General features: G+C 36.5%; 23 protein-coding genes. 12 read left to right on the forward strand and 11 right to left on the reverse strand.

All coding sequences use genetic code 11. The annotated features are described in order from the left end of the window. The first annotated feature begins 161 nt into the window (after positions 1 to 161). The 12 genes from hemA to EKL98_RS01830 all read left to right on the forward strand — a co-directional run bounded on the left by hemA (position 162) and on the right by EKL98_RS01830 (position 12,832). Complete coding sequence (hemA, locus tag EKL98_RS01775; RefSeq protein WP_126452248.1) at positions 162 to 1,418, forward strand: glutamyl-tRNA reductase; 1,257 nt, start codon at positions 162 to 164, stop codon at positions 1,416 to 1,418. A gap of 71 nt (positions 1,419 to 1,489) precedes the next feature. Continuing rightward, entirely contained in the window at positions 1,490 to 2,410 is a 921-nt protein-coding gene (gene hemC / locus EKL98_RS01780; protein WP_126561385.1) for a hydroxymethylbilane synthase, read from the forward strand. Continuing rightward, positions 2,410 to 3,093 carry a uroporphyrinogen-III synthase gene (locus EKL98_RS01785; protein WP_126457723.1) on the forward strand — a complete coding sequence of 228 codons (684 nt, stop codon included), beginning with the start codon at positions 2,410 to 2,412 and terminating at the stop codon, positions 3,091 to 3,093. Before hemC ends, EKL98_RS01785 begins: the two co-directional genes overlap by 1 nt. Before the next feature lie 22 nt (positions 3,094 to 3,115). Beyond that, positions 3,116 to 4,141 carry a uroporphyrinogen decarboxylase gene (gene hemE, locus EKL98_RS01790; protein ID WP_126561386.1) on the forward strand — a complete coding sequence of 342 codons (1,026 nt, stop codon included), beginning with the start codon at positions 3,116 to 3,118 and terminating at the stop codon, positions 4,139 to 4,141. Positions 4,142 to 4,327: 186 nt separating this feature from the next. Beyond that, positions 4,328 to 5,230 (forward strand): oxygen-dependent coproporphyrinogen oxidase, encoded by a 903-nt coding sequence (hemF, locus tag EKL98_RS01795; RefSeq protein ID WP_126561387.1) that lies wholly within the window; start codon positions 4,328 to 4,330, stop codon positions 5,228 to 5,230. A gap of 109 nt (positions 5,231 to 5,339) precedes the next feature. Continuing rightward, positions 5,340 to 6,332: a porphobilinogen synthase gene (gene hemB / locus EKL98_RS01800; protein ID WP_126457720.1), complete on the forward strand. Its 993-nt coding sequence runs from the start codon at positions 5,340 to 5,342 to the stop codon at positions 6,330 to 6,332. Positions 6,333 to 6,334: 2 nt separating this feature from the next. Then, on the forward strand, positions 6,335 to 6,844 hold the full coding sequence (locus EKL98_RS01805) for a DinB family protein (protein WP_126457719.1): 510 nt from the start codon (positions 6,335 to 6,337) through the stop codon (positions 6,842 to 6,844). Between the two features lie 38 nt (positions 6,845 to 6,882). Further along, positions 6,883 to 7,269 carry a c-type cytochrome gene (locus EKL98_RS01810; protein ID WP_126561388.1) on the forward strand — a complete coding sequence of 129 codons (387 nt, stop codon included), beginning with the start codon at positions 6,883 to 6,885 and terminating at the stop codon, positions 7,267 to 7,269. Between the two features lie 237 nt (positions 7,270 to 7,506). Further along, positions 7,507 to 7,977, forward strand: a complete 471-nt coding sequence (locus tag EKL98_RS01815; protein ID WP_126457717.1) for a methylated-DNA--[protein]-cysteine S-methyltransferase — start codon at positions 7,507 to 7,509, stop codon at positions 7,975 to 7,977. Between the two features lie 72 nt (positions 7,978 to 8,049). Then, complete coding sequence (locus EKL98_RS01820; RefSeq protein WP_126457716.1) at positions 8,050 to 8,763, forward strand: 3'-5' exonuclease; 714 nt, start codon at positions 8,050 to 8,052, stop codon at positions 8,761 to 8,763. Positions 8,764 to 8,886: 123 nt separating this feature from the next. Further along, the gene (locus tag EKL98_RS01825; protein WP_126457715.1) at positions 8,887 to 10,326 is read left to right on the forward strand and encodes a nucleoside recognition domain-containing protein; all 1,440 of its coding nucleotides are present in this window, start codon (positions 8,887 to 8,889) and stop codon (positions 10,324 to 10,326) included. A gap of 307 nt (positions 10,327 to 10,633) precedes the next feature. Next, complete coding sequence (locus tag EKL98_RS01830; protein WP_126561389.1) at positions 10,634 to 12,832, forward strand: TonB-dependent receptor plug domain-containing protein; 2,199 nt, start codon at positions 10,634 to 10,636, stop codon at positions 12,830 to 12,832. 73 nt (positions 12,833 to 12,905) lie between these two features. On the opposite strand, the gene EKL98_RS01835 is transcribed toward EKL98_RS01830, so the two are convergent. The 11 genes from EKL98_RS01835 to EKL98_RS01885 all read right to left on the reverse strand — a co-directional run bounded on the left by EKL98_RS01835 (position 12,906) and on the right by EKL98_RS01885 (position 25,928). Further along, a complete protein-coding gene (locus EKL98_RS01835) occupies positions 12,906 to 13,565 on the reverse strand; it encodes a 3-oxoacid CoA-transferase subunit B (RefSeq protein WP_126561390.1) in 660 nt (219 codons plus the stop codon). Between the two features lie 2 nt (positions 13,566 to 13,567). Beyond that, on the reverse strand, positions 13,568 to 14,269 hold the full coding sequence (locus EKL98_RS01840; protein ID WP_126561391.1) for a CoA transferase subunit A: 702 nt from the start codon (positions 14,267 to 14,269) through the stop codon (positions 13,568 to 13,570). Between the two features lie 188 nt (positions 14,270 to 14,457). Beyond that, positions 14,458 to 16,767: a penicillin-binding protein 1A gene (locus EKL98_RS01845; protein WP_126561392.1), complete on the reverse strand. Its 2,310-nt coding sequence runs from the start codon at positions 16,765 to 16,767 to the stop codon at positions 14,458 to 14,460. Positions 16,768 to 16,776: 9 nt separating this feature from the next. Then, complete coding sequence (locus EKL98_RS01850) at positions 16,777 to 17,256, reverse strand: gliding motility lipoprotein GldH (protein WP_126457707.1); 480 nt, start codon at positions 17,254 to 17,256, stop codon at positions 16,777 to 16,779. Further along, positions 17,240 to 18,496 carry a PSP1 domain-containing protein gene (locus EKL98_RS01855; protein WP_126457706.1) on the reverse strand — a complete coding sequence of 419 codons (1,257 nt, stop codon included), beginning with the start codon at positions 18,494 to 18,496 and terminating at the stop codon, positions 17,240 to 17,242. Before EKL98_RS01855 ends, EKL98_RS01850 begins: the two co-directional genes overlap by 17 nt. Before the next feature lie 671 nt (positions 18,497 to 19,167). Next, on the reverse strand, positions 19,168 to 19,602 hold the full coding sequence (gene tnpA / locus EKL98_RS01860; RefSeq protein ID WP_126552779.1) for an IS200/IS605 family transposase: 435 nt from the start codon (positions 19,600 to 19,602) through the stop codon (positions 19,168 to 19,170). A gap of 21 nt (positions 19,603 to 19,623) precedes the next feature. Next, the gene (gene trhO / locus EKL98_RS01865) at positions 19,624 to 21,009 is read right to left on the reverse strand and encodes an oxygen-dependent tRNA uridine(34) hydroxylase TrhO (RefSeq protein WP_126561393.1); all 1,386 of its coding nucleotides are present in this window, start codon (positions 21,007 to 21,009) and stop codon (positions 19,624 to 19,626) included. Positions 21,010 to 21,517: 508 nt separating this feature from the next. Further along, the gene (locus EKL98_RS01870; RefSeq protein ID WP_126561394.1) at positions 21,518 to 21,928 is read right to left on the reverse strand and encodes a BrxA/BrxB family bacilliredoxin; all 411 of its coding nucleotides are present in this window, start codon (positions 21,926 to 21,928) and stop codon (positions 21,518 to 21,520) included. A 101-nt stretch (positions 21,929 to 22,029) separates the two neighbouring features. Continuing rightward, complete coding sequence (locus tag EKL98_RS01875; protein WP_233589341.1) at positions 22,030 to 23,196, reverse strand: lycopene cyclase family protein; 1,167 nt, start codon at positions 23,194 to 23,196, stop codon at positions 22,030 to 22,032. 21 nt (positions 23,197 to 23,217) lie between these two features. After that, a complete protein-coding gene (locus EKL98_RS01880; RefSeq protein WP_126561396.1) occupies positions 23,218 to 23,685 on the reverse strand; it encodes a thioredoxin family protein in 468 nt (155 codons plus the stop codon). Then, positions 23,685 to 25,928, reverse strand: coding sequence for a TonB-dependent receptor (locus EKL98_RS01885; RefSeq protein WP_126561494.1), 2,244 nt, complete (start codon positions 25,926 to 25,928; stop codon positions 23,685 to 23,687). Before EKL98_RS01885 ends, EKL98_RS01880 begins: the two co-directional genes overlap by 1 nt. Positions 25,929 to 25,949: the final 21 nt, after the last annotated feature.

Genomic DNA, 25,949 nt, shown 5'->3' on the forward strand with positions numbered 1-25,949 from the left:
GCAATTCAAACAACTTGAATTCATTACAAAAGTAGCCTTTTTTGCAGTATTCTGACCATTTGGAATTAAAAAATCACTGAGCGATACAAAAAGAACTTCTAGCGTTACTTTTATAAATACTATAGTGATAATTTTGCCTCACTTTTAGGAAAAGTGCAAATATGGAAAACAATAACACATCAAAGCATCATTATTTTTACTCCGTAGGATTAAGCTATAAAAAAGCAGATGCTGAGATTAGAGGAAAGTTTAGTTTAGATGCCGCAGCAAAAACGCGGGTTTTGGAACAAGCTAAGAATGAAGGAATAGAGAGTTTAATAGTTACTTCTACCTGCAACCGTACAGAGATTTACGGTTATGCGGAACATCCGTTTCAATTGATCAAATTAATCTGCGAGAACAGTCAAGGCTCAGTTGAAGCTTTTCAAAAAGTGGGTTTTGTCTATAAAAATCAAGAAGCCGTCAGCCACATGTTTCGTGTGGGAACGGGTTTAGACAGTCAGATTCTGGGTGATTTTGAAATTATTGCCCAAATAAGAAACTCATTTTCACAATCAAAATCATTGGGCTTAGCCAATGCTTTTATGGAACGATTGGTGAATGCGGTGATTCAAGCCAGTAAAAAAATAAAAACCGATACCGAAATTAGTTCTGGAGCTACTTCGGTTTCTTTTGCTGCGGTTCGTTATATTATTAACAATGTGCAAGACATTGGGAACAAAAATATTCTATTGTTTGGTACTGGAAAAATTGGTAGAAATACGTGTGAAAATTTAGTAAAACATACTAAAAACGAACACATTACACTTATCAATAGAACCAAAGAAAAAGCAGAGAAACTAGCCGGAAAACTGAATCTAATTGTGAAAGATTATTCGGAACTGCATTTGGAACTACAAAAAGCAGATGTTGTTGTGGTAGCTACCGGCGCACAGAATCCTACTATTGACAAAGCGATTCTGAATTTGAAAAAACCAATATTGATTTTGGATCTATCAATTCCTAAAAATGTAAATGAAAATGTCGAGGAATTAGAAGGTGTTACGCTGATTCACATGGATTATTTGTCACAATTAACAGATGAAACTTTAGAAAATAGAAAAAAACACATTCCCGCTGCTGAAGCCATCATTGAAGAAATCAAAGAAGAATTTACTACGTGGACCAAAGGCAGAAAATTTGCCCCTACTATCAATGCTTTGAAAGCAAAATTGAATGCGATAAAAACATCCGAATTGGATTTTCAAAGCAAGAAAATTTCAAATTTCAACGAAGAACAAGCAGAGATTATCAGCAACAGAATTATCCAAAAAATAACTACACATTTTGCCAACCATTTGAAAGATGATGATACGATGGTGGATGAAAGCATCGATTGGATTGAGAAAGTTTTCAAAATAGGAGCGACTACAAAATAAAATTTACACCATTAAGGAATTAAATTTCATTAAAATAAACCTTTAATTCCTCTTGGTTTGAAAAAATAAAAATGGCAAACAAAACAATACGCATAGGAACCCGAGACAGTGAACTCGCACTCTGGCAAGCCCATACCGTCGAAAAAAAACTAAATGATTTAGGCTATAAAACCGAAATTATAGCGGTAAAATCGCAAGGAGATATTATCCTTGACAAACCACTTTACGAATTAGGAATCACAGGCATTTTTACTAAAACACTTGATATTGCCATGATCAACGGTCAGGTTGATATTGCAGTGCATTCCATGAAAGATGTTCCTACGGCTTTGCCAATAGGAATTGTACAAGCAGCAGTTTTGGAAAGAGCCAATACGTTAGATATCCTAGTGTACAAAGGAACCCTTGATTTTCGTAATGGAGCAGGAACAATTGCCACAGGCAGTTTGCGTCGTCAGGCACAATGGCTCAATAAATACCCCAACCATAAAGTAGTTGATTTACGTGGAAACGTCAATACGAGAATGCAGAAATTGCAGGAAAGCGGTTGGAACGGAGCCGTTTTTGCGGCAGCAGGTTTGGAAAGAATCAACTTGAAACCTTCTAATTATATCGACTTGGATTGGATGATTCCGGCGCCAGCTCAAGGCGCAATGGTGATTGTTGCGATGGCAAAAGATGAATTTTGCAGAGAGGCCGTTTCTGAGTTAAATGATATTGATGCCGAGGTATGTACACACATTGAAAGACAGTTTCTGAAAACACTCGAAGGCGGTTGTACGGCACCAATTGGCGCTTTGGCAGTATTTACAGAAGAGGAAATAGTATTCAAAGGCGTTTTGTTTTCAATTGATGGGAAACAAAAAATCGAAATAGAAAAAATCGTTCCGATGCAGGAATGGAAGAAATTAGGCTTTTATTGTGCCAAAGAAATTTTAGAAAATGGCGGAGCAGAATTGATGACAGCAATTAAAATTAATTTGAAGAAATAATGAGCCAAACAAGCATTTTATCCACCAAAACATTATCGGCAGAACAAAGGCAAGTATTTATTGATGCTAATTTTGATCTTTTGGAACAAGATTTCATCGAAATAAAAAACAACCTTTTCGAACTCAGTACCATCAACAACAACTTAATTTTTAGCAGCCAAAATGCTGTTTTAAGTTTGATAGAACAAAACGGTTGGGAAGTTTTAAAGACTAAACCTGTTTTTTGTGTAGGTATTAAAACCAAAGAATTACTGGAATTGCATGGCTTTACAGTTGATGTGTATTTGGATTATGCCTCTGAATTAGCCGAAATAATCACTTTAATTTACAATAAAGAAAGCTATACTTTTTTGAGCGGAAATTTGCGTAAAGAAACGTTGCCTGAAGCATTAAAAAGTGCCGGAATAATTTTTAATGAAATCGAAGTGTATCAAACAACACTAGCGCCTTTTAAAATATCAGACCAAGAAAATTTTGACGGAATTCTGTTTTTTAGCCCATCTGCCGTTGAAAGTTATTTGACAAATAATAAAATCAAGAATGAAGTTTGTTTTTGCGTAGGCACTACTACAGCAGCAGCATTAGAAACAAAGAAAATTAAAAACATAGTAATTCCCGAAACACCAACTATCGAAGCCGTGATTTTGGAAGTTATTGAATATTATACACCGGAAAGCATCTAGCAATCCGCTAAAATTTAAATACATGATCAAAAACGACCTATTTTTAAGAGCACTAAAAGGAGAAACAGTACAACGTCCGCCAGTTTGGATGATGCGTCAAGCCGGACGGTTTTTGCCGGAATTTATCGCATTGCGTGATAAATATGATTTTTTTACCCGTTGTCAGACTCCGGAATTAGCAGCCGAAATAACGATGATGCCGATTCACAGAATTGCTCCGGATGCTGCCATTTTGTTTTCAGATATCTTGGTAATTCCACAAGCCATGGGAATTGAAGTGTTGATGAAAGAAAATTTCGGGCCGTTTTTACCAAATCCAATTCGTACGATTCAAGATGTGGAGAAAGTAATTGTTCCAGATGTACATGAAACATTAGGGTACGTTTTTGATGCTATTAAATTGACCAAAGAAATGTTGAATGATGAGGTGCCATTAATTGGTTTTGCAGGTTCACCTTGGACAATTATGTGTTACGCGGTGGAAGGGAAAGGTTCTAAAAGCTTTGATATGGCCAAAGGATTTTGTTTCAAACATCCAGAAGCTGCTCATGTTTTATTGCAAAAAATCACTGATACCACGATCTTATATTTGAAAGAAAAAGTGAAATCAGGAGTGGATGCTGTTCAAATTTTTGACTCTTGGGGCGGAATGTTATCGCCAGTTGATTATCAGGAATTCTCTTGGAAATATATCAATCAAATCATTGAAGCTTTGGCCGATGATGCACCGGTTATCGTTTTCGGAAAAGGATGTTGGTTTGCATTGAATGAAATGGGAAAAAGTAGGGCTTCGGCACTTGGTGTAGATTGGACGTGTTCTCCAAGAAATGCAAGATACTTGTCTGGCGGAAACATCACATTACAAGGAAATTTTGATCCTTCCAGATTGTTATCTCCAATTCCGGTTATCAAGAAAATGGTACATGAAATGATTGACGAATTCGGAAAAGACAAATACATCGTGAATTTAGGTCACGGAATTTTACCAAATATTCCTGTGGATCACGCAAAAGCGTTTATTGATGCGGTGAAGGAGTACGGGAAATAGTATACAGTAATTAGTGTTCAGTTTGCAGTCTTTACTACAAGGTTTTTTGGAAGATAAAGTGTACACCTGGGTATTATTGGGAATTAATTTAGATACTTTTAGTCGCTTTTTAGTCACTTTTTTTAAAGCATTATTATTTAGTGGTTTAAAAAAACTAAAAAATAATTTAAACACTTTTAACTTAAAATGAAACAACAATTTTACACCTACATACAAAACCTTCAAGACCAAATCTGTAAAGGATTGGAAGCGGTTGAAGGTCAAGCCAAATTCCGTGAAGACCTTTGGGAACGGCCGGAAGGAGGAGGAGGAAGAACCCGCGTGATCGAAAACGGAAAAGTTTTCGAAAAAGGTGGCGTGAATATCTCAGCCGTTCACGGGAAGTTACCCGAAGCCATGCAAAAAATGTTTAATGTGGGCGAAGCTGATTTTTTTGCCTGTGGATTAAGTTTGGTAATGCATCCAAAAAATCCAATGGTTCCTACGGTTCATGCCAACTGGCGCTATTTCGAAATGTACGATGATAACGGAAATGTAATTCAGCAATGGTTTGGTGGCGGACAAGATTTAACACCCTATTATCTGTTTGAAGAAGATGCAATTCATTTTCATCAAACCTGTAAAACTGCTTGCGACAAACACAATCCGGAGTTTTATCCAAAATATAAGAAACAATGCGATGCCTATTTCTGGAATGCGCATCGCAATGAAGCGCGGGGAATTGGCGGATTGTTTTTCGATTATTGCAAAGAAACTCCAGAGCGGAGTATGCAAGATTGGTTCAATTACGTTTCAGAAGTGGGGAATAGTTTCCTCGAAGCCTATGTTCCAATTGTAGAAAAAAGAAAAGATTTACCCTATACGCCAGAACAAAGAACGTGGCAGGAAATACGCCGCGGTCGTTATGTCGAGTTTAATTTGGTTCATGACAAAGGCACTTTATTTGGTCTAAAAACCAACGGAAGAATCGAAAGTATTCTGATGAGTTTGCCACCAAATGTACAATGGGTGTACGACCATCATGCAGCAGCAGGAAGCGAAGAAGAGAAATTAGTCAACGTATTAGAAAATCCGAAAAATTGGATTTAAATAGTTAAACCATAAAGAGATTAAGGAAAATTAAGTTTAAAACCTTAATGAACCTTAATTTCTTAATGGTTAAAAAAATAAATTAAAGTTTAACTTTAAACGAAAATATATGTTCCCATTACACAGAGGCAGAAGATTAAGAACAAACGAATCCATAAGGAGTTTAGTTCGTGAAACGAGTTTAAGTCCATCGGATTTTATGTTTCCTATGTTTATAGCTGAAGGCGAAAATGTACAAGTAGAAATTTCTTCCATGCCGGGTATATTCCGTCGTTCGATAGATTTAACTGTAGAAGAAGTCAAAGAAATATTTGCATTGGGCATTCGTGCGGTAAATATTTATGTAAAAGTAAGTGAAAATTTAAAAGACAATACGGGACTGGAAGCGTGGAATCCAAACGGATTGATGCAAAACGCCATACGTGCCATCAAAGCTGCTTGTCCGGAAATGATTGTAATGCCTGATGTGGCTTTGGATCCTTATTCTATTTATGGACATGACGGAATCATTGCAAATGGAGATGTAGCAAATGATGCAACGAACGCAGCCTTGGTAAAAATGGCTGTTTCTCATGCGCAGGCCGGAGCCGATTTTGTAGCGCCATCGGACATGATGGACGGACGTGTATTGCGTTTGCGCGAGGGTCTGGATACTGCCGGTTTTCATAACGTAGGCATCATGAGTTATTCGGCAAAATACGCATCTGCTTTTTACGGGCCGTTCCGTGACGCGTTAGACAGCGCTCCTGTTGACGCCACTGAAATTCCAAAAGATAAAAAAACATACCAAATGGATTATGCCAATCGCATAGAAGCTATCAAAGAAGCGTTATGGGACGTTGAAGAAGGCGCTGATATGGTCATGGTAAAACCTGGAATTGCCTATTTAGACATTGTTCGCGAAGTTAAAAATGCGGTAAATGTGCCGGTAACAGTCTACCACGTTTCGGGTGAATATGCAATGATCAAAGCCGCTGCCGAAAGAGGTTGGCTCGATCACGATAAAATTATGATGGAGCAATTAATGTGTATCAAACGAGCGGGAGCCAGTTTGATTTCGACCTATTTTGCGAAAGAGGCTGCAATACTCCTTAACAAATAGAAATGAAAAAATGTTTAATAATAGTGGTTTTATTGCTTTCCAATAGCATTTTTGCACAAGCGGAAGTAGTTTCTACTTTCATAGAGAAATGGGATAATTCCAAAGATTATTTAGTGGCCGTTGCAGAAGCTATGCCGGAAGATAAATATGATTATAAACCCGCTGAACGTGAAATGTCCTTTAAAGAACAATTATTTCACATACAAGATAACATGAATTGGTTGGGCACAACTTATTTTTCGGAAGAGAAATATGTGAAAAAAGAAGCCGCAAAAGGGCTTTCAAAAGCACAAATAATCCAAGAGATAAAAACCTCTTTTGATGCAGCAAAAAGAGTTGTCCAAAAAACCAATGATGCTGAATTATCCCAAAAAGTTACTTTTTTTGCGGGTCAAAAATCAAAATTGCAAATACTTAATTTGATGCAAGACCATGTCACCCATCACAGAGCACAAATTTTAGTGTATTTGAATCTGAATCAAATTCAGCCACCCAAGTATATTGGATGGTAATTCTAGCCACTGAGCCACCTATAATTAAAGAAATTAACATGAGAAAGACATTATTTTTATTAGCCGTTTTAGCCTTAACTTCTTGTAAAAAAGAAGAAGCCAAAAAAGAACCTTTATACCCAACCACTTCCGAAGAAATTGCTCAAACTCCAGAGGAATTAGGAGAAGAAATTTTCAATGGAAAAGGTAATTGTGTCGCCTGTCATCAAGTAGATAAAAAGGTAATAGGGCCTAGTCTGCAGGATATTGCTAAGATTTATAAAGATAAAAACGCAAGTATCGTAACGTTTTTGAAAGGCGAAGGCGAGCCTATTGTTGATCCTAGCCAGTATGAAGTGATGAAAACAAACTTCGTGGTTACCAAAGCCATGTCGGATGACGAATTGAAAGCCTTGGAAGCATACGTATATTCCAATTTGAAATAATCCTGGTGTTTTTCAGGAGCTACTCCCGCTATCCGCTGTATTCCCGATAAATAAAAACTACGGATAAAAAGCCTTGTTTTTCTAAATCGCGAGATGCCGCTGCTATCGGGGCTAAAATACAAGAACCATTCGTCTCTGCGAATGGTTTTTTTATGCTCAAAACACTTTAAGTGCATTTATTTCTGAACTTTATTACTTCTTTAGGAACAATGTGGGTATTTTTTTTATCTTTAAAATATGGAAACCGCATACATCAAAACGCCATTGGGAATTGCCAAAATCATAGGCGATGAAAGTGGAATATCACGAATTTCAGTCACCGAAGAAGGGTTGTGTTCAAATACAATTCAGGCTGTTTTACAACAAGCCGTTGTACAACTCAACGAATATTTTGAAGGCAAGAGAACCGATTTCGATTTTAAATTAAATCCAAAAGGGACTGAATTCCAACAAAAAGTCTGGAAATCTTTATTGGACATTCCTTATGGGAAAACGAGAACATATCTCGAACAATCCAAAATTTTGGGTGATGTCAAAGCCATTAGAGCCGTTGCATCTGCTAACGGGAAAAATCCGCTTTGGATTGTCGTGCCCTGTCACAGAGTCATTGGAACAGATGGTTCACTAACAGGATATGCAGGCGGATTATGGCGAAAAAAATGGTTATTGGAACATGAAAACCCAACGACGCAACAAAGTTTGTTTTAGTTGTTGATGAATAAATTTGGTATATTCGTTTAAGAAAATCTGTAAAAATCCACGTAAGCTGCGTGTCATCAAATGATAGAAAAAATAAACCTCAATAACATTCTGTTTCTGGACATCGAAACCGTTCCGGAAGCCGAAGATTTCAATGCATTAGATTCTGAAATGCAAGATCTTTGGGAACATAAAACCCAATACCAGCGCAAAGACGAATATACTCCCGAGGATTTCTACGATCGTGCGGGAATTTGGGCCGAGTTTGGGAAAATCGTTTGTATTTCGGTGGGTTATTTTACCATCAAAGGCGATATTCGGAATTTTAGGGTGACTTCTTTTTTTGGTGAAGAAAAGAAACTATTGTTAGATTTTAATACTTTGCTGAATACTCATTTCAACCAGCCGCAACATGTTTTGTGTGGGCACAATGCTAAGGAATTTGATATTCCGTTCCTCGCCCGACGCATGATTATCAACCAAATTGCTATTCCAAACAAACTGAATTTATTTGGAAAAAAACCATGGGAAATTCCCCATTTGGATACCTTGGAATTGTGGAAATTTGGCGATTACAAGCATTTTACTTCTTTGAAATTGATGTGTAAAGTCCTTGGAATCCCTTCTCCAAAAGGCGATATCGACGGTAGCCAGGTAGGACATGTATTTTATGTAGACAAAGATATTGATCGTATTGTAACCTATTGTGAGAAAGACACGATCGCCGTGGCGCAGATTTTCTTGAGATTAAGACGGGAAGAATTATTGATTGAGGACGAAATAATTCATGTGTGATAATTTACCGCCAATTCGCAAATTGGATATTTTGCGAATCGAAATGTTTATTCCTGGTTTATTTTTATTAGCGAATTTGCGGTTAAACTTTTTAAATTTTTACATTTACAAAAATTATAGATTATGGTATTGAGTAGATTTTGGTTAGTCATTTTTATTTCAGCAATTGTATTTGTAGTGTTTAGTTTGTTTTCGGGAGACAGTTATACTATTGACCACGTTTTGAACGGAAAGAAAGATGATCCAATTCTGGTTTCGGAGAAATTTGCCGAAGAACTTCCTGCCTTTATTAAAGACAGCATCAAAAAAGCACCCGAACAAACCATGATAATTAATCGTGATACGCTAAATGCGGATACGACTTATGTTTATAAAAACAAAACCGTAAAAATATACAGTGGCGTTCAAAAATCAGATGGTTTACTGCCAACGTGCAAAAGTACTTTGCTTGATTTAGTCCTTCCGTTGATGGCTTACTTGGCCTTTTTCTGTGGATTAATGGAGCTTTTAATCATTTCCGGAGCTTCTGGAAAGTTAGCGAAAGCATTGAGTCCAGTTTTTGTAAAAGTGTTTCCTAGTATTCCTAAAAATCATCCTTCCATTTCCTATATGACCTTAAATTTTGCTGCTAATTTCTTAGGATTAGATTCTGCTGCAACTCCTTTTGGTCTTAAAGCCATGGAGAGCTTGCAAGAAATAAATCCTGATAAAGACAAGGCCAGTGATGCACAAATTATGTTTATGTGTTTGCATGCTTCGGGTCTTACTTTGATTGCAACCTCTATTATAGGGTATCGTGCTGCGGCTAATGCCAGCAATCCGGCGGATGTGATGTTACCTTGTATTATCACTTCTTTTATAGGAACTATTGCAGCATTTCTAATTGTTGGAGTGAAGCAAAAAATCAATTTCAAAAGTGCTTCTCTAGTGATTGTATTGATGGTTTTAATAGCTGCAATTGTTGGTTTGTTGATGTATGTAAACCATTTAGATTTAATCGGGAAAAACTATTTTACGGCTAATCTTTCTGCTTTAATATTAATTGGAATTATTGCTTTTACCCTGATTTTCTCCTTTATAAATGAGAAGAAGTTTACGGTCGCAAGTACTACAGTTTTTGATTCTTTTGTAGTAGGAGCAAACAATGGTGTGAAAACTGGAGTAACTATTTTTCCTTATGTATTGGGAATGTTGGTTGCCATTTCTTTATTTAGAAACAGTGGTTTATTTGAAATTATTAGCAATTGGATCGCTTTTATTTTCTCAAATATGGGTGTTAGCAAGCAAATCACGGATGCCTTACCAGTTGCGTTGCTTCGTCCCTTTAGTTCTGCAGGATCAAGAGGATTTTTGATTGACTCAATGAATACTTTTGGTGCTGATTCCTTAACGGCAAGATTGAGTAGTATTTTTCAATGTAGTGCCGAAAGTACTTTCTATGTGATAGCCGTTTATTTTGGTTCCGTAAATATTAAAAATACGCGTTATGCATTAGGAACGATGCTTATAGTCGATTTGATTTGTGTGATTACGGCTATTTTTGTGGCGACTTGGTTTTTCTAAAAGCTGAATTAAACGCTGAATTTCCCTGTAAAAATCAAAAACAACTGATTATTTGAGATTTTTGTTTTGAGATTGAAATTACTACAAATGCTATTTTAAAAGTAAGTAAAAACGAATCTTTCTCTTTAATCACCTCTTACAAAAAAACAAAGTGAATTTTGGTTTTAAAATTGATTTTAAAATTGATATAATTAAAAATCATAATACTCAATTTAATTTAAAAACTAGATCCTTTATCTATTCACTATTAGATACTCCATGTTTTTTTTTTGAAGTATCTATTTTAAACAAAATTAATTACACAAACATGAAAAAAATAATAATCGTAATGGTTTGTATTTACTCTTTGTCGGGATTTTCCCAAACTAAAAAAGACATTATAAATTCAATAGGATTAGATGAAGTAGTTGTAAGTACACAACGATTTGCAAAACCAAAAAGAAAAATTACGCAACAAATTGAAAGTATTTCTAAAAAAGAAATCGAGTTTAATAACTTCCAGTCCAGTGCCGATGTGTTAGGGAATTCGGGGACTTTAGCAGTTCAAAAATCGCAACAGGGCGGCGGAAGCCCTGTTATTAGGGGTTTTGAATCCAGTAGAATTTTATTACTCGTTGATGGAATCCGAATGAATAACTTAATTTACAGAGCTGGACATTTGCAAAACATAATTACTGTTGATAAAAATATGCTTGAAAATGTAGACGTGCTTTTTGGACCATCATCTACTATTCACGGAAGTGATGCGCTTGGCGGAGCCATTTATTTACAAACTAAAATTGCAAAATTGCTTTCCGATACGGAAAACCAAAAGGTTAGCGGAACTGCTTTAACAAATTATAACTCTGCAAACCAAGGAAAATCAGGTCATTTAGATTTCAACTTTGCGGGTCAAAAATGGGGTTACTTAACTTCATTCTCCTATAATGATTATGGGGATTTAAAAATGGGAAAACATAAAAATGGTAGCAATGATTTTTTTGGAGAAAGACCTTTTTATGTGGTAACCAAAGATGGTATTGACATTAAAGTTACTAATGATGATAAATATGTGCAAAAATTTTCTGGATATAAACAATATGATTTTATGCAAAAAATTATTTTTCAGCAGAATATCAGCACACGACATAGTATAAATTTACAATTTTCTACCACATCAAACATTCCCAGATATGACAGGCTAACTGATTTGAGTTCAAACGGAAAATTTAAATCTGCAGTTTGGAATTATGGTCCACAAAAAAGGTTAATTTCTTCTTATAAATTAGACAAAAAGAAGGTATTCTTAAACAGTGATATGAATTTGGTTGCCAGTTATCAAAACATCGAAGAAAGTAGAATTACCCGTAATTTCGGCAATCCAACGCAAAGTTCAAGGATTGAAAAAGTTTCGATATTTGCCATCAATTCTGATTTTAAAACAAAAATAGGTAATGGTGATTTTATTTATGGCGCCGATGTTTATTATGATAATTTAAATTCTTTAGGAAATAAAAAAAATATTTTAACTAATGCTGAAAGCATTACTGATTCGCGTTATCCAGATGGAAAAAACAATACTTTTAGAGCCGAAGGTTTTGCATCCTACAGCAATGACATTAACAAAACAGCCTCGTGTAATGTAAGTGCTAGGGCTGGTTACACGACTTTGAATAGCGAAATTTTAACCAATTTTCTGAATTTACCTTATACTAGCGTATCACAAAAAAACTTTACCTATAGCGGTGCCGTTGGAATTGTAAATAATGCCAGCGAAAACACAAAAATAGGTTTTAATTTAGCTTCTGCATTTCGAGTTGCAAACATTGATGATTTAGCAAAAATATTCGAATCGGCAGCAGGAACTTTAATTGTACCAAACAAAGATTTGAGGCCTGAAAAATCAGTAACGGCTGATTTGAGCATTACTTTTTGGGAAGGTAAACGTTTTCAGTTTGAAAATATTTTTTATTACACAAGACTGTATGATGCAATAATAACGGGTTCTTTTACGTTAAACGGACAATCTTCGATTGTTTATGAAGGAAAAAACAGTCTCATTCTTGCCAATCAAAATCAAGGAAAAGGAAATATTAGCGGAATTTCCTCTACCTTAAGAAGTTATATCACAAAATCATTCTTGTTTTATGGCACTTTCAATTTTACTCACGGTAGAGTCCAAAATGCGGTGGGTAATTTTCCTTTAGACCATGTTGCTCCATTTTATGGAAAAACAGGTTTTAAATATGAAAGTAAACTAGTAAATTTGGATTTATATATGTTGTATAATGGAAAAAAAGAGTTGAGCAATTACTCGCCTAGTGGAGAAGATAATTTGCAATATGCTCCAAAAAATGGAATGCCTTCTTGGGAAACCTATAATTTGAAAGGATCATTATCTTTAACGGAACAGTTCACTGTTTATTCCGGTATTGAAAATGTTTTAGATATACAATACAGGACTTTTGCCTCTGGAATTAATGCTAGCGGAAGGAGTATTTACCTTGGAGGGAAATACAATTTTTAGAACCTAAATCACTAAATACAAAAAGCCCTAAATTTCATTAAATTGTGGTTTTTTTGTGTTTTTAAGACTCGGGCTACTCAATAACCATTTCCAGAATTTCGCCTTCAATAATTAAATCAGCTTCCGTAGAAGCGATGATATGCGCTACAGTTACACCCGGTGCGCGTTCCAATAATTTGAAACCTTGCGGCGTTACTTCTAAAACGGCTAGTTCAGTAACGACTTTTTTAACACAGCCAACACCTGTTAAAGGCAAGGTACATTTTTTAAGTATTTTAGATTCGCCAGCTTTGTTAACGTGCATCATGGCTACAATAATATTCTCGGCAGAAGCCACTAAATCCATTGCGCCACCCATTCCTTTGACCATTTTACCAGGAATTTTCCAGTTGGCAATATCACCATTTTCGGAAACTTCCATTGCACCAAGGATTGTTAAGTCAACATGTTGTCCACGAATCATTCCAAAACTGAATGACGAGTCGAAGAAACTTGCTCCAGGCAAAGTAGTTATGGTTTGTTTTCCGGCGTTGATTAAATCAGCGTCTTCATCGCCTTCTAAAGGGAATGGACCCATACCGAGAATTCCGTTTTCACTTTGAAATTCGACGTCAATTCCTTCTGGGACATAATTAGCAACTAATGTTGGAATCCCGATTCCGAGATTCACATAGTAGTTGTGTTTTAATTCTTTTGCAATGCGTTTTGCAATTTGATTTTTATCTAAAGCCATAATCAGAAAATTTTTCTCACGGTTCTTTGTTCAATTCTTTTTTCATATTTCACACCTTGAAAAATTCTATTTACAAGTATTCCTGGAATATGAATTTCGTTTGGATCTAAACTACCTACAGGCAATAATTCTTCTACTTCGGCGATAGTTATTTTTGCCGCTCCGGCCATACAAGGATTAAAGTTTCGTGCTGTTCCTTTGAAAACTAGGTTGCCGGCTTCATCACCTTTCCATGCTTTTACGATGGCAAAATCAGCTTTGAAAGCGTATTCCATAAGATGCATTTTTCCATTGAATTCCCGTGCTTCCTTCCCTTCGGCTACTTCAGTTCCATAACCGGCAGGGGTGAAAAAAGCTGGAATTCCTGCTTGTGCCGAACGACATCGTTCTGCAAGAGTTCCTTGCGGGATTAATTCTACATCGAGTTCTCCAGATAGCATTTGACTCTCAAATTCGGCATTTTCACCTACGTAAGAAGAAATCATTTTTTTGATTTGGCGTTTTTGCAAAAGCAATCCAAGGCCAAAATTATCTACTCCTGCATTGTTTGAGATACAGGTTAAATCCGTAGTTTCTTTTTTTACTAATTCGGCGATGGAATTTTCTGGAATACCGCATAATCCGAAACCGCCCAGCATGATGGTCATCCCGTTTTCAATTCCTTGAAGGGCTTCATGAACGTTATTTACTTTTTTGTTAATCATAAAATTGAATGCTAGTTGACGAATTTTAATTTAAAGAAGAACCCAATCTGTTTGTAGTATTAATAACAACAAGATTTAATTTTAAGAACGAATTGCCTAGCCCAGATAGAAGCGACATCCTTTTAGTCTCCTTCTTTAAGGAGACTAAAAGATATAGCGGATGGCTGGATTAGCTCCAGATGAAAATTTTACAATTCAAATTCATCGGTATTTTGTTCAATATTAGTGGTGTCTATTACTTTTGGAGCGGTGTAGCAGTCTACTTTTATGGATAGATTTGCGGGTCTTTCAAAGGATGCTTTGGATACTTTTAGAGCGGGATCTTCGTAACAAAGTTTCATAAAATAACCCCAAACCGGCAGTGCTGCTGTGGCACCTTGTCCGTAAGTTATGCTTTTGAAACGGGCAGAACGGTCCTCGCAACCCACCCAGACTCCAGTTACAAGATTAGGAACCATTCCCATAAACCATCCGTCAGATTGGTTTTGTGTAGTTCCTGTTTTACCTGCAATAGGATTTTTAAATTGATAGGGATATCCTGTCCAGCGTTTGTCTCCGTTTCCGCCGCCGGTGGTGCGCAAACGATCTCCGGACCCGCCTTCCGTAACGCCTTCTAATAATTTGATCACGGCATACGCGATGTCTTTGTTTAAAACATCATGTGATTCAGGGATGGGTTCGTAAATAATTACGCCACCTTTATCTTCGATTCGAGATATAAATTGGGGTTTCATATACACGCCTTGATTGGCAAAGGTGCTGTAAGCAGCAACCATATCTTCGACGGTTATTTCAACGGCTCCCAAAGCAATGGAAGGCTGAAGCGGAATCTCTGATTTGATGCCTAATTTATGGGCTAAATCGACTACAGCTGCCGGACCTACTCGGTCTATTAATTTTGCGGATATAATATTGATGGAATTTGCCAATCCTCGTTTTAGGGTTACCATTCCGCTGTATCTGTTGTTGGAGTTTTTTGGTTCCCAATCTTCGGTAACATTATGACGTCCTTTTCTAATCATAAAAGGGGAATCAATAATGGAATCACAAGGCGACATATTCAATTGTTCTATGGCTGTAGCATAAACAAAAGGCTTGAAAGTGGAACCAACTTGTCTGGCACCTTGCCCTACGTGATCGTATTGAAAATATTTATAATCGATACCTCCAACCCACGCTTTTATATTTCCCGTTTGAGGTTCCATCGCCATGAGTCCGGATTGTAAAAAATGTTTGTAATACCGAATGGAATCCAATGGCGTCATAATAGTGTCTTTTTCTCCCTTCCAAGAGAAGACTCTCATTTTAGTTTTTATGCTAAAGGATGCTATAATTTCTTCGTCCGTTTTTTCCAGTGATTTTAATACCGCCCATCTGTTTGAGGATTTCATGGCTTGGCTTAAAATGCGTTGTGTTTCTACAGAAGAGATGTTGACAAATGGCGCATTTTTATTTGTTTTGGATTGCTCGAAAAATTCTTCTTGAAGATTGGCCATGTGCTCCGTTACTGCTTTTTCAGCGTGCAGTTGCATTCTGGAATCAATGGTAGTATAGATTTTTAGACCATCTTTGTAGATGTCATAATCTGAACCATCCGGTTTTTTATTTTCCTCCGCCCATTTTTTTAGGTAGTCTCTTAAATATTCTCTGAAATAGGTTGCTGTTCCGTCTTTGTGCGTTTGTAATTTGAACTTTAATGTGATTGGTAAAGCTTGCAGTCTTTCTTTTTCTTCTTTTGAAATTATTTTTCCTTTTTCTAATTGCAGAAGCACTACATTTCTTCGGTTTATCACTCCTTGTGGATTTCTCACAGGATTGTAAAGACCAGAATTTTTAAACATTCCCACTAATATTGCCGACTCGCTGATGGTTAAGTCCTTTGGTTCTTTAGAAAAATACGTTTTTGCGGCTGAACTAACTCCGACAGAATTGTTTCCAAAATCGTATACATTACAATACATGGCAATGATTTCATTTTTAGTGTATTGTCTTTCTAATCGGATGGCAATAATCCATTCTTTTATTTTTTGTACAATTCTAAAAGGCAGGAATTTAGATCCTTCTCCGTGAAATAATTGTTTGGCTAATTGCTGCGTCAAGGTACTGGCTCCTCCGCTGGTTCCTAAGCTCGAGATGGCTCTCAAAGTACCTCTTCCGTCAATGCCGGAATGCTCATAAAAACGAGCATCTTCCGTTGCGATTAGTGCTTGAACCAAATTTTTTGGCAAGTCAGAATACTTTAATTGAGATCTGTTTTTTTCGAAATATTTCCCTAAAACCACTCCGTCAGCGGATATGATCTCAGTCGCTAAATTAGAATCGGGATTTTCTAAATCTTCAAAAGAGGGCATCGAACCGAAGATTCCCCAGGAAGCAAACAGGAAAAATAAAGCAAGACTTCCTAACCCTACAAAGAATATTTTCCAAAAAATATTTTTGTAATGAGCCATGTCTTTGTCATTATCTTTAGCGGGACTGTTGTTTTTTTTGATAGCCATAATACTATTTTATTCTTTTTTTTCTATTCTAAAACCTACATCTGTAACTCCGTCTAAAGCCGTCACGCCGGGAACTTTGCCGTTTTCTCTGACTGCTTGCTTAATATGAACGGTGTATTTGGATCGAAACCGTACATTTTCCTTATAAAAAAGTTTGCTTTCTTTTATGTCTGAAAATCCATTCCCTAATAGTAATCCCTCCGGATCAGCCATTTGGTATTCGAGCGTGTCTACTTTTGTAAAACCATTAGGTAGTTCTAAAGCTACAATTAAGAACAAATTGTTGTATTGATACGCATTATTCGCTCTCAAATTCACAAACAAATTATAGCGTTTTGTGGAATCTAGTTCTGGTAAATGGAACGTTACAATGCTGTCTTTATGCCACGCACTACCCACAGATTGATAGTCATCAAAAACCCTTTTTTTATCACACGACCAGAATAGAATTACTACCAAAAGAAGTAAAGCGCTATTTTTTATCCACATTTTTAGTAATAATTATAGGTTTTCTTGGCTCCACAGGCTTTTTGTCATTTGGAGTTTGACGGGTATTGTTTGCAGGTTTGTTGCTGTTTGCTACAATTGCATTTTCACCGCCCGGTTTTCGTTTTTTATTTGGTTTTTTCTTCGTTTTGGGTTGATCAAAACGAGTTAAACTTTCTTGTCCCATTGCATTATTGAAGTTTTTCTCTGGTTCTGCAATGATTTCTATTGCAAAATCTTCTAGCGAAGAAACTTTATTTTTCAGTTTGTTTTCAGCGATGATTTCTCGGACTTGATCAATTTTCAATACGTGCCAATTTGCAAAATTATTGGTGTAGGCAAACCACATTAATCCTTTGAAAATATCTTGTTTCTGGCAAATGGCATCTCCTTTTTCCGTTACCAATTTTGTTTCAAAATCCGGGAAGTCTTTCAAAGCATCCATGTACGTATCCAGTTCATAATTCAAACAGCATTTCAATTTTCCGCATTGTCCGGCTAGTTTTTGTGGATTCAAAGATAGTTGTTGGTACCGTGCCGCTGAGGTATTTACACTTCTAAAATCCGTCAACCAAGTCGAACAACACAATTCTCTTCCGCAAGAACCTATTCCGCCTAAACGAGCTGCTTCCTGACGGAAACCTACTTGTTTCATTTCTATTCGGGTACTGAATTCTTTAGCAAAATCTTTAATTAATGCTCGAAAATCAATTCGGTCATTTGCCGTGTAATAAAACGTAGCTTTTGATCCGTCCCCTTGAAATTCAATATCTGAAATCTTCATTTCCAGTTTTTGAGCAATCGCCAGTTCCCGTGCGCGCACCTTCATTGGCTCTTCTTTTTCCCGTGCGGCAGACCAAATATCAATATCTTTTTGGGATGCTTTTCTATAAATTTTCGGAATTTCGTTGCCCAGGTGATTGGCTCCTTTTTTCTTCATTTGAATTTTAACTAATTCTCCTGTCAAAGTAACAATTCCTATGTCGTGTCCCGGAGAAGCAACAGTAGCCACGATATCGCCCATGCTTAACGTTAATTTCTCTGTATTGCGGTAAAATTCTTTTCTGCCGTTTTTGAAGCGTACTTCCACACAGTCAAAAGGGGCGTCACCATTAGGCAGACTCATATTAGAAAGCCAATCAAAAACCGTCAATTTATTGCAGCTGTCGGTGCCGCAAGTCCCATTATTTTTACAACCTTTAGGTGATCCACCATCAGAAGTTGAACAACTTGTACATGCCATAATTTTATATATAGTGTTGCGACGAGCACAACTTATGTTTTTAAAACGTTTAATGTGTAAAGATAGTATTTTTTAATTTTACGTCACAACGCATAAAAGCACGAATGCCTCATAAATTTTCAATAAAAAAACCCATTACAAATTAGTTTGTAATGGGTTAGTTTTGAATCCCTTCTTATAAAGATATGATGTGTTTTATATCTATTTTTTCAAAGATTGTCCCATGAATTTCTCCAACCGTTGAAACGGTTGGCTATAGTTTAATGGTTGTGTGTGTTTTGAAGATAGCCCACGGTTTCAACCGTTGGCAACGTAAAGAACAATACATTGTTTTTCAAAGATTGTCCCATGAATTTCTCCAACCGTTGAAACGGTTGGCTATAGTTTAATGGCTGTGTGTGTTTAGAACATAGCCCACGGTTTCAACCGTTGGCAACGTAAAGAACAATACATTATTTTTCAAAGGTTTTCTCATGAATGTCTCCAACCGTTGAAACGGTTGGCTATAGTTTAATGGTTGTGTGTTTTTAGAATATAGCCCACGGTTTCAACCGTTAGCAACGTAAAGAACAATACAATATTTTTCAAAGGTTTTCTCATGAATGTCTCCAACCGTTGAAACGGTTGGCTATAGTTTAATGGCTGTGTGTGTTTTGAACATAGCCACGGTTTCAAATTTGGCTTAACCCATGTAATTTTATAAATTCGTCAAATTCATCTTGAGAATTTTTCTTTAAATGATGTTGCTTTTGATTCTTTATGTAATTATAAACGGATTCTAATTGAGATTCACTAACGGAATAAGCGGCATAACCTGTTTGCCAAACAAATTTTTCAATCATTAAATTTTCTCCATTTATATAATGTGACGAGCTCCCTTTAATTTGTTTTATTACATCTGCAATTGATTTTTGTGGATTTAATAAAAATAAGGCGTGAATATGATCTGGCATTCCATTAATGATTCGTACGGGACATCCCAATTCAATTAATTCTTGTCTGATATAGTCGTATACTTGTTTCTCTATTGAAAAGTCAATTAATTCACCTCTGTTTTTGGTTGCCCAAACAGCATGAATCCATAATTTATTAAAAGAATGTGGCATACAATTAGTTTTAAATTTCCACTAATCTACAACTTTATATAATTTATCTGACAATCGAATCCGGAATGGCAATTTAAAAGTACAAGTGTCTCCAGAAACTGCTTTTTCTTGTGCAAAATCGTTCACCAGCATTTCTTCGATTACCAGTTTTTGCTCGCCTGTTGTAGCTCCTTTAATCAGAATCGTATCACCAATTTTGATTTCGTTTTCTTCAATTAGAAACTGACCAATACTTGGTTTTGGATAAAAGTGAGTTCCTTTTCCAATGTATTGTTTTTTGATCTTTATTTCTTTTTTGAGAACGGTAGCTACTCTGCGAGCAATTTTTGACTCAGCCAATTCACTAAGATTCGGAACTCCTGCTAATGGATCTTGATTATTTTTGAAAGTCAAAACGTCTGATTTCCCTTTTTTGAAGATCTTATTTCCGTTTTTAATTCCTCGTCTAATAGCTTTCTGTTCTTCTTCCGGCAAATGAATTATAGTTACACATTCAGCAGAACAACAGTTTTCCATTTTTCCCTTGCAAGAGTCACATTGAATAAAAAGTAAATGACAACCTTCGTTCACGCAATTGGTATGTACGTCACAAGGTGCGCCACATTGATGGCATTGCGAAACAATATCGTCTGTAATTCTTTCGCCCAAGCGATGATCAAATACGAAGTTTTTTCCAATGAATTTACTTTCTAAACCTTCTGCTTTTACCTGGCGTGTGTATTCAATAATTCCGCCTTCCAGTTGGTACACGTTTTCAAAACCTTTATGTTTGAAATAAGCACTGGCTTTTTCGCAGCGAATTCCTCCGGTGCAATACATCAATAGTTTTTTGTCTTGTTTGTGTTCCGTAAGCTGCTCTTCGATAATGGGTAATGATTCCCGAAAAGTATCCACATCTGGTTTTATAGCTTTGGTGAAATGTCCAATTTCACTTTCGTAATGATTTCGCATATCGACTACAATCGTGTTTGGATCTTCTAGAAGTTCATTGAATTCTTTGGCTTTTAGGTGAATTCCAATATTCGTTACATCAAAAGTTTCATCAACCAAACCATCAGCCACAATCTTATCACGCACTTTTACAGTCAGTTTCAAAAACGAGTGATCGTCTTGTTCTACGGCAATATTTAATCGGATTCCTTTCATGAAATCATAGACCTCGATGGAATCTTTGAATGCATAAAAATTATCGGCAGGCAATGATAATTGGGCGTTGATTCCCTCACTGGCTACATAAATCCGACCCAAAACTTCAAGTGAGTTCCACGCCAGAAATAATTCGTTACGAAATTGTGTTGGATTTGAGATTTGCGCATAAGCATAGAAAGACAGCGTAAGACGTTGTTTTCCGGCATCATCAATCATGACGGCTCTTTCCTCTGCGCTTAATGTGTTATACAGTTGCATGCTATAAACAGTTTTAAGTTGAGAAATATATTTTTTGCAAAAGTATGAAAAAAGGTTCAGAGAGGCAAAGTTTTCAAGGAACTAAGGTTCACAATCAAAAACAATGCTTGCTTAATTTACGGTAATGTCTTGATGGTTTATTTTTTTTGGAGCTCTTTCCAGCTTTTCGCTCTATCTCTTGTTTCCGCTATCGCTACAACAAGAGGATGCCGCTGCAATCTGGGCTAGGGTAGTTGTGGTGAATAGAAGGTTTAGTTTCTCAGAATTGTAATTAGCTCTTCAAGCCACACGAAAGGATTCGTGCGGGAGCGGGGGACAATTTTGGGTTGACCTTCCTGCGTTTATTTTGTCATTCTGAGGAACGAAGAATCTTTATCTGTTGAGCAATTTATAAGGACTCTTCCTTAGTCAGAGTGACAACTTTGTCTTAAATGCAAATAATAATCACCATCAATAAACAAAAAAACCACGCCGAAACGTGGTTTTATATTCTATGCTTTGACTGGGATTAGCAATACTCGTTGAACGCATCTTTCAAGTTTTCAGCAATTAATTCTGCTGGGCGACCTTCAATGTGGTGACGCTCTAGCATGTGCACTAATTCTCCGTTTTTGAACAAAGCCATACTTGGCGATGATGGAGGAAAAGGGAACATATGTTGTCTCGCAGCATCAACTGCATCTTTGTCAACTCCTGCAAAAACAGTGATTAAATGGTCTGGTTTTTTAGCGCTATCCAAACTCATTTTTGCCCCCGGACGTGCGTTTCTAGCAGCACAGCCACAAACCGAATTTACAACTACAAGCGTCGTTCCTTCTAATTTCATTGCGTTTTCTACCGCTTCGGCACTATGTAAATCTTGAAAACCTGCAGCGGTTAATTCCTCTTGCATTGGTTTTACCATTTCTTGTGGATACATATTTTTTTATTTTAAATCAATACTAATTTTGAATTGCAAAGTTACAAAGTTTACAATCAAGTATAGAAGTTGAATTATAAAGTTTTGTTATAGTTTGATTTCTATTTAATTGCTTTTGAAGCCACATGAAAAATAGCTTTTATAAATAGCATTTTGGGACATTTTAGAATAACGGTAATGTCTTCCTTGAGTGAAGTTTCTTCGTCCAAGAATTTAAAAATTAATGTTGGATTGCCTTTTTTGAACATCGAAGAAAAGATAGAAGAACCCAATTCATTTTTTCGGTCTAAGATGTCTAACAGAAGTAAATCGTAAAACCAGAATTTAGTGCTTTTATGAAACTTAGTAAAGTCGGTTTCCCTTTGTAGAAAGGCAACCAATTCTGTTGATTTGGTGTCCGAATTTTTGAATGTATAGCCCGTACTAGCTTTCGTCCAGCCGCCAGAAGTTCCTATATTGATTACGTTTTTAGTATTCGCTTTCCAAAAAGGATAACACGTCATAGGAATGCTACCTTGCTCTTTTTCGACGATTTCATAGTTTGTAATCCCAAGTTTTTCGATGTATTGCTGGATTTCGTTTTCGTATTCTTCGGTCTTCAAATGGTGGTGCGAAAACAAGGTGTATTCCAGTAAAGCTTCAGTTTTGGAAGTGGGCAACACATACATAAAACGGGTATTCCCTTTTTGTTCCACTGAAAAATCCATGAAAGTAGCTTGTTCGGGATTGAATACAGCTTGCTCACTTTTGATAAACCAACCTATAAAATGCTGTTGTAAAACAGGATATTTTGTCTGGTTTTCTGCTTTTTCTTTGTTGTAAATACTATTAAACAATTTCGAGCAGGAAAAGGATTCGCTTTCGGTTTGTACCATAATTATGGTTTCGGATTCTTTGATTTCCAAAACTTTCTGGTTGATGAACGTGATGTTTTCTTGTTTTGAAAGCAGATCAAATACCCGATTATAGAAATCCAGCCCTTTAACCATATTGTAGCGGTAGGGTTTCAGGTCTAAATCCCGGTGAAAATCTGCATTGGCAAACAAAGCCGAATCCCATTTCTTGGAAATGGATTGTTCCCAAACCGAATCACTAGTTTTCCAAAAACACCAGGTTCTGTCGTTGGTTTTTTTGGTATTTTCATCCAATAACAAAATACTTTTATCTCGGAATTTACCAGATTGGACCATTTTATACACGGTCATCAAAGCCGATAATCCTGCGCCGGTAAAGATGTAATCGAAGTGTTTCATTTGAGAATTTGACATTCCCATCAAAAATAGACAATTTTATTCTTTTAGTTTGGCTAAAATCAGCTTAAATTCTTTTGGGTTTAAGTAGCCGTAGTGCTGAAAAATAATCTCATTTTCACTGTTCAAAACACACAAAACAGGAAAGTTCAGTTGCTTGTTGACTGTTCCTAATGCGAGGGCCAGTTCATGTATTCCGGAGTTGTTTCCCGTGGGTCGGAATTGAAAACTAGTTTTGTTAAAAATAACCGTTCGCTTTTCCTCGGCATTAAAATCAATAAAATAGAAATTAGAATTGAGCTGGGTAATAATTTCCTTGTTTTTAAAAGTGGTGTTTTTCATGGCATGACAAAATTGGCACCAATCGGTTTGAATAAAAACTATCGTTTTTCTCTTTTTGTTATTTTGCAAACTGTCTATTTGTTCAAACGAAACCGAATGCAACTGCGCAAATCCAGAAGGAATCGCAAAGCATAGGAGTACCAGTAAATACAGTTTTTTTTTCATTATCTCAAGGTATATCGGAGTCCGAAAAAGCTTCTGATTCCCTGGTTGGGCCCATATACATAGGTAGTGTCAAAGGTTAGTCCATAGGGATTTTGGGGAGTGGCCTGCGCTTGTCCGTTTGTGTCGTAGGTTACATTTTTATCAAAAGGATCATTTGTTCTTGCAATTAAAAACGGGTTATTTTGTTTAGGCAAAAAGTTCAACAGGTTTTTAATTCCGACATAAATTTCAAAATCAGGTAAACCAGAATAGGTGAATTGAATGTTTTGTAAACTGTACCAAGGTGATTCTGGAGCACGGGGATCTAAAGCGCTTAAAAGTGGGAGTCGCATAGGGCTGTATAGATTTCCGGTGTAATCAATATTTAAATCGATAGCTTGAATTTTATAGGAAACACTCCAAGTTGCTGTAAATTTTTCGGTTAGAAAAGGTGTTTCTTTTAGGCCATTTTGAACGTTTTTGTTGTCTAACAAAGAAGCGCCGGTGATAATTTTTAATCCATTAGGAAAATTGAAATCGACATTCATACTGATTCCTTGACTTATCGCATAACCATTAATGTTGTCGTAGATGATTTGGTTGGGATCAGTAACATAATCCGAAACAATTTTATTGCTGAATCTGGTATGAAAAAGGGAAGTTTCAATGCCAATAAAGGTTCCGTTATCAAAATTTATTTTCTTAATATAATTCAAATTAGCATTGATGGATTGTTCCGGCTTCAAATTATTTGCGATTATAATTTCACGAGCACCGGTTAAAGCAGCGTGATCTTCGGTAAATAAATTTACCACTCTAAAACCTGTTCCGGCGTTCAGTCGAATAATATTATTATCGTTCAATTTCCATTTATAGGCAATTCTTGGCGTCAAGATACTTCCGTGAAACGAGTTGTAATCGTAACGCAGTCCCAAGAGTATCTTGTGTTTTTCGGTAAATGTAATTTCGTCCTGAACAAAAATTCCCGGCAGCCAGGTTTTCTCGGGATTGTTATTTCCCTGTTTTAATGTTGCCGGTGTATTGTCATCGTAATAATTGTATCGGGTAGCAATTCCGGTTAGTAAATCATTCCTCCCTGTTTTCTTGTCCCAAGTTAGTTGTACAAAACCAATTTTTTGATTGGCAATATAACTGGTTGTCCCGTAGCGACTGTCTTGAAAATGTACATTTCCTGAAAAGGAAAGCATTAGTTTTTCCTGAAAAGGCAATTGGTAACTTCCTATTAGTTCCGCTCGTTTTGTATAAATGCTTTCGCCATAGATCTCGTCTCCGCCACGGTGTTTTTTCTCCCAACGCACATCGCCGCCAAAACGGTCTTCATAAACCCCACGCGCCGCAATAGTGAACAAACGGTTTTCTTTTCTGTTGAAAGTCCATTTTTGAAAAAGGGAAATTCGGTCTGAAAGGGTAACATCAGTAAAATTGTCGCCATCGTTGTCTGTTTTTTGATTGTAGCTAAAATAATTTAAACCTAGAAGTGCCGTAGCTTTCTGTCCAACATTGAGTTTTACTCCTAAATCAACATTAGTTTCCAACCAAGAAGTAGAAAACACATCTGCGGAGAATAGGGGAGCGTTTGTTGGATTTTTGGTAATAATATTAATCAAACCTCCAACCGCCTCACTACCGTATAAAGACGAAGCGGGACCTTTTACGATTTCAATTCGTTCGACCAGTGAATTCGGAATTCCAGATAATCCGTACACCGTGGATAAACTGCTCACGATGGGCATTCCGTCAATTAGAACTAAAGTATACGGACCTTCAAGCCCATTAATATGAATGTCGCCCGTATTGCAAACGCCACAATTAAGCTGTGGTCTAACACCATTTACATTCTGTAATGCTTCATAAATACTGGCCGTTGGATTTTTCTTGAAAAATATTGGGGAATAAACCTCGACAGGAACGGGACTTTCCAGTCTTTTTACGGGTTTTAAAGTTCCGGAAACCACAACTTCGTTAAGTTGGTTTTCATTATTTGAAAGTTCCAAATCCAGAATAGTGTTTTCATTAATTTTGACCGTTATATTCTTTTTTAAAGTTTGAAAACCTTCTGCAACAATTTGTATTTTGTAATTCCCTTCAGCAATATTCGCTATACTGTAATTTCCTAAACTATCCGTTTGGGTGGCGTATTTTGTTCCAATTAAAAAAACTCGAGCCTCCGAAACCCCTTTTTTTTCTGATGAAATAAATCCAGAAAGATTTGTTTTTTCTTGGCTGTAGCCAAAGTGAAACATAAGGAAAACTAATAATGAACA

It is taken from the genome of Flavobacterium bomense, from assembly GCF_003970355.1.

Bases quoted from the DNA above. Each gene is read 5' to 3' on its own strand.
- hemA (WP_126452248.1), top strand. From the start codon at position 162: ATGGAAAACAATAACACATCAAAGCATCATTATTTTTACTCCGTAGGA.
- hemC (WP_126561385.1), top strand. From the start codon at position 1,490: ATGGCAAACAAAACAATACGCATAGGAACCCGAGACAGTGAACTCGCA.
- EKL98_RS01785 (WP_126457723.1), top strand. From the start codon at position 2,410: ATGAGCCAAACAAGCATTTTATCCACCAAAACATTATCGGCAGAACAA.
- hemE (WP_126561386.1), top strand. From the start codon at position 3,116: ATGATCAAAAACGACCTATTTTTAAGAGCACTAAAAGGAGAAACAGTA.
- hemF (WP_126561387.1), top strand. From the start codon at position 4,328: ATGAAACAACAATTTTACACCTACATACAAAACCTTCAAGACCAAATC.
- hemB (WP_126457720.1), top strand. From the start codon at position 5,340: ATGTTCCCATTACACAGAGGCAGAAGATTAAGAACAAACGAATCCATA.
- EKL98_RS01805 (WP_126457719.1), top strand. From the start codon at position 6,335: ATGAAAAAATGTTTAATAATAGTGGTTTTATTGCTTTCCAATAGCATT.
- EKL98_RS01810 (WP_126561388.1), top strand. From the start codon at position 6,883: ATGAGAAAGACATTATTTTTATTAGCCGTTTTAGCCTTAACTTCTTGT.
- EKL98_RS01815 (WP_126457717.1), top strand. From the start codon at position 7,507: ATGGAAACCGCATACATCAAAACGCCATTGGGAATTGCCAAAATCATA.
- EKL98_RS01820 (WP_126457716.1), top strand. From the start codon at position 8,050: ATGATAGAAAAAATAAACCTCAATAACATTCTGTTTCTGGACATCGAA.
- EKL98_RS01825 (WP_126457715.1), top strand. From the start codon at position 8,887: ATGGTATTGAGTAGATTTTGGTTAGTCATTTTTATTTCAGCAATTGTA.
- EKL98_RS01830 (WP_126561389.1), top strand. From the start codon at position 10,634: ATGAAAAAAATAATAATCGTAATGGTTTGTATTTACTCTTTGTCGGGA.
- EKL98_RS01835 (WP_126561390.1), bottom strand. From the start codon at position 13,565: ATGGCTTTAGATAAAAATCAAATTGCAAAACGCATTGCAAAAGAATTA.
- EKL98_RS01840 (WP_126561391.1), bottom strand. From the start codon at position 14,269: ATGATTAACAAAAAAGTAAATAACGTTCATGAAGCCCTTCAAGGAATT.
- EKL98_RS01845 (WP_126561392.1), bottom strand. From the start codon at position 16,767: ATGGCTATCAAAAAAAACAACAGTCCCGCTAAAGATAATGACAAAGAC.
- EKL98_RS01850 (WP_126457707.1), bottom strand. From the start codon at position 17,256: ATGTGGATAAAAAATAGCGCTTTACTTCTTTTGGTAGTAATTCTATTC.
- EKL98_RS01855 (WP_126457706.1), bottom strand. From the start codon at position 18,496: ATGGCATGTACAAGTTGTTCAACTTCTGATGGTGGATCACCTAAAGGT.
- tnpA (WP_126552779.1), bottom strand. From the start codon at position 19,602: ATGCCACATTCTTTTAATAAATTATGGATTCATGCTGTTTGGGCAACC.
- trhO (WP_126561393.1), bottom strand. From the start codon at position 21,009: ATGCAACTGTATAACACATTAAGCGCAGAGGAAAGAGCCGTCATGATT.
- EKL98_RS01870 (WP_126561394.1), bottom strand. From the start codon at position 21,928: ATGTATCCACAAGAAATGGTAAAACCAATGCAAGAGGAATTAACCGCT.
- EKL98_RS01875 (WP_233589341.1), bottom strand. From the start codon at position 23,196: ATGTCAAATTCTCAAATGAAACACTTCGATTACATCTTTACCGGCGCA.
- EKL98_RS01880 (WP_126561396.1), bottom strand. From the start codon at position 23,685: ATGAAAAAAAAACTGTATTTACTGGTACTCCTATGCTTTGCGATTCCT.
- EKL98_RS01885 (WP_126561494.1), bottom strand. From the start codon at position 25,928: ATGTTTCACTTTGGCTACAGCCAAGAAAAAACAAATCTTTCTGGATTT.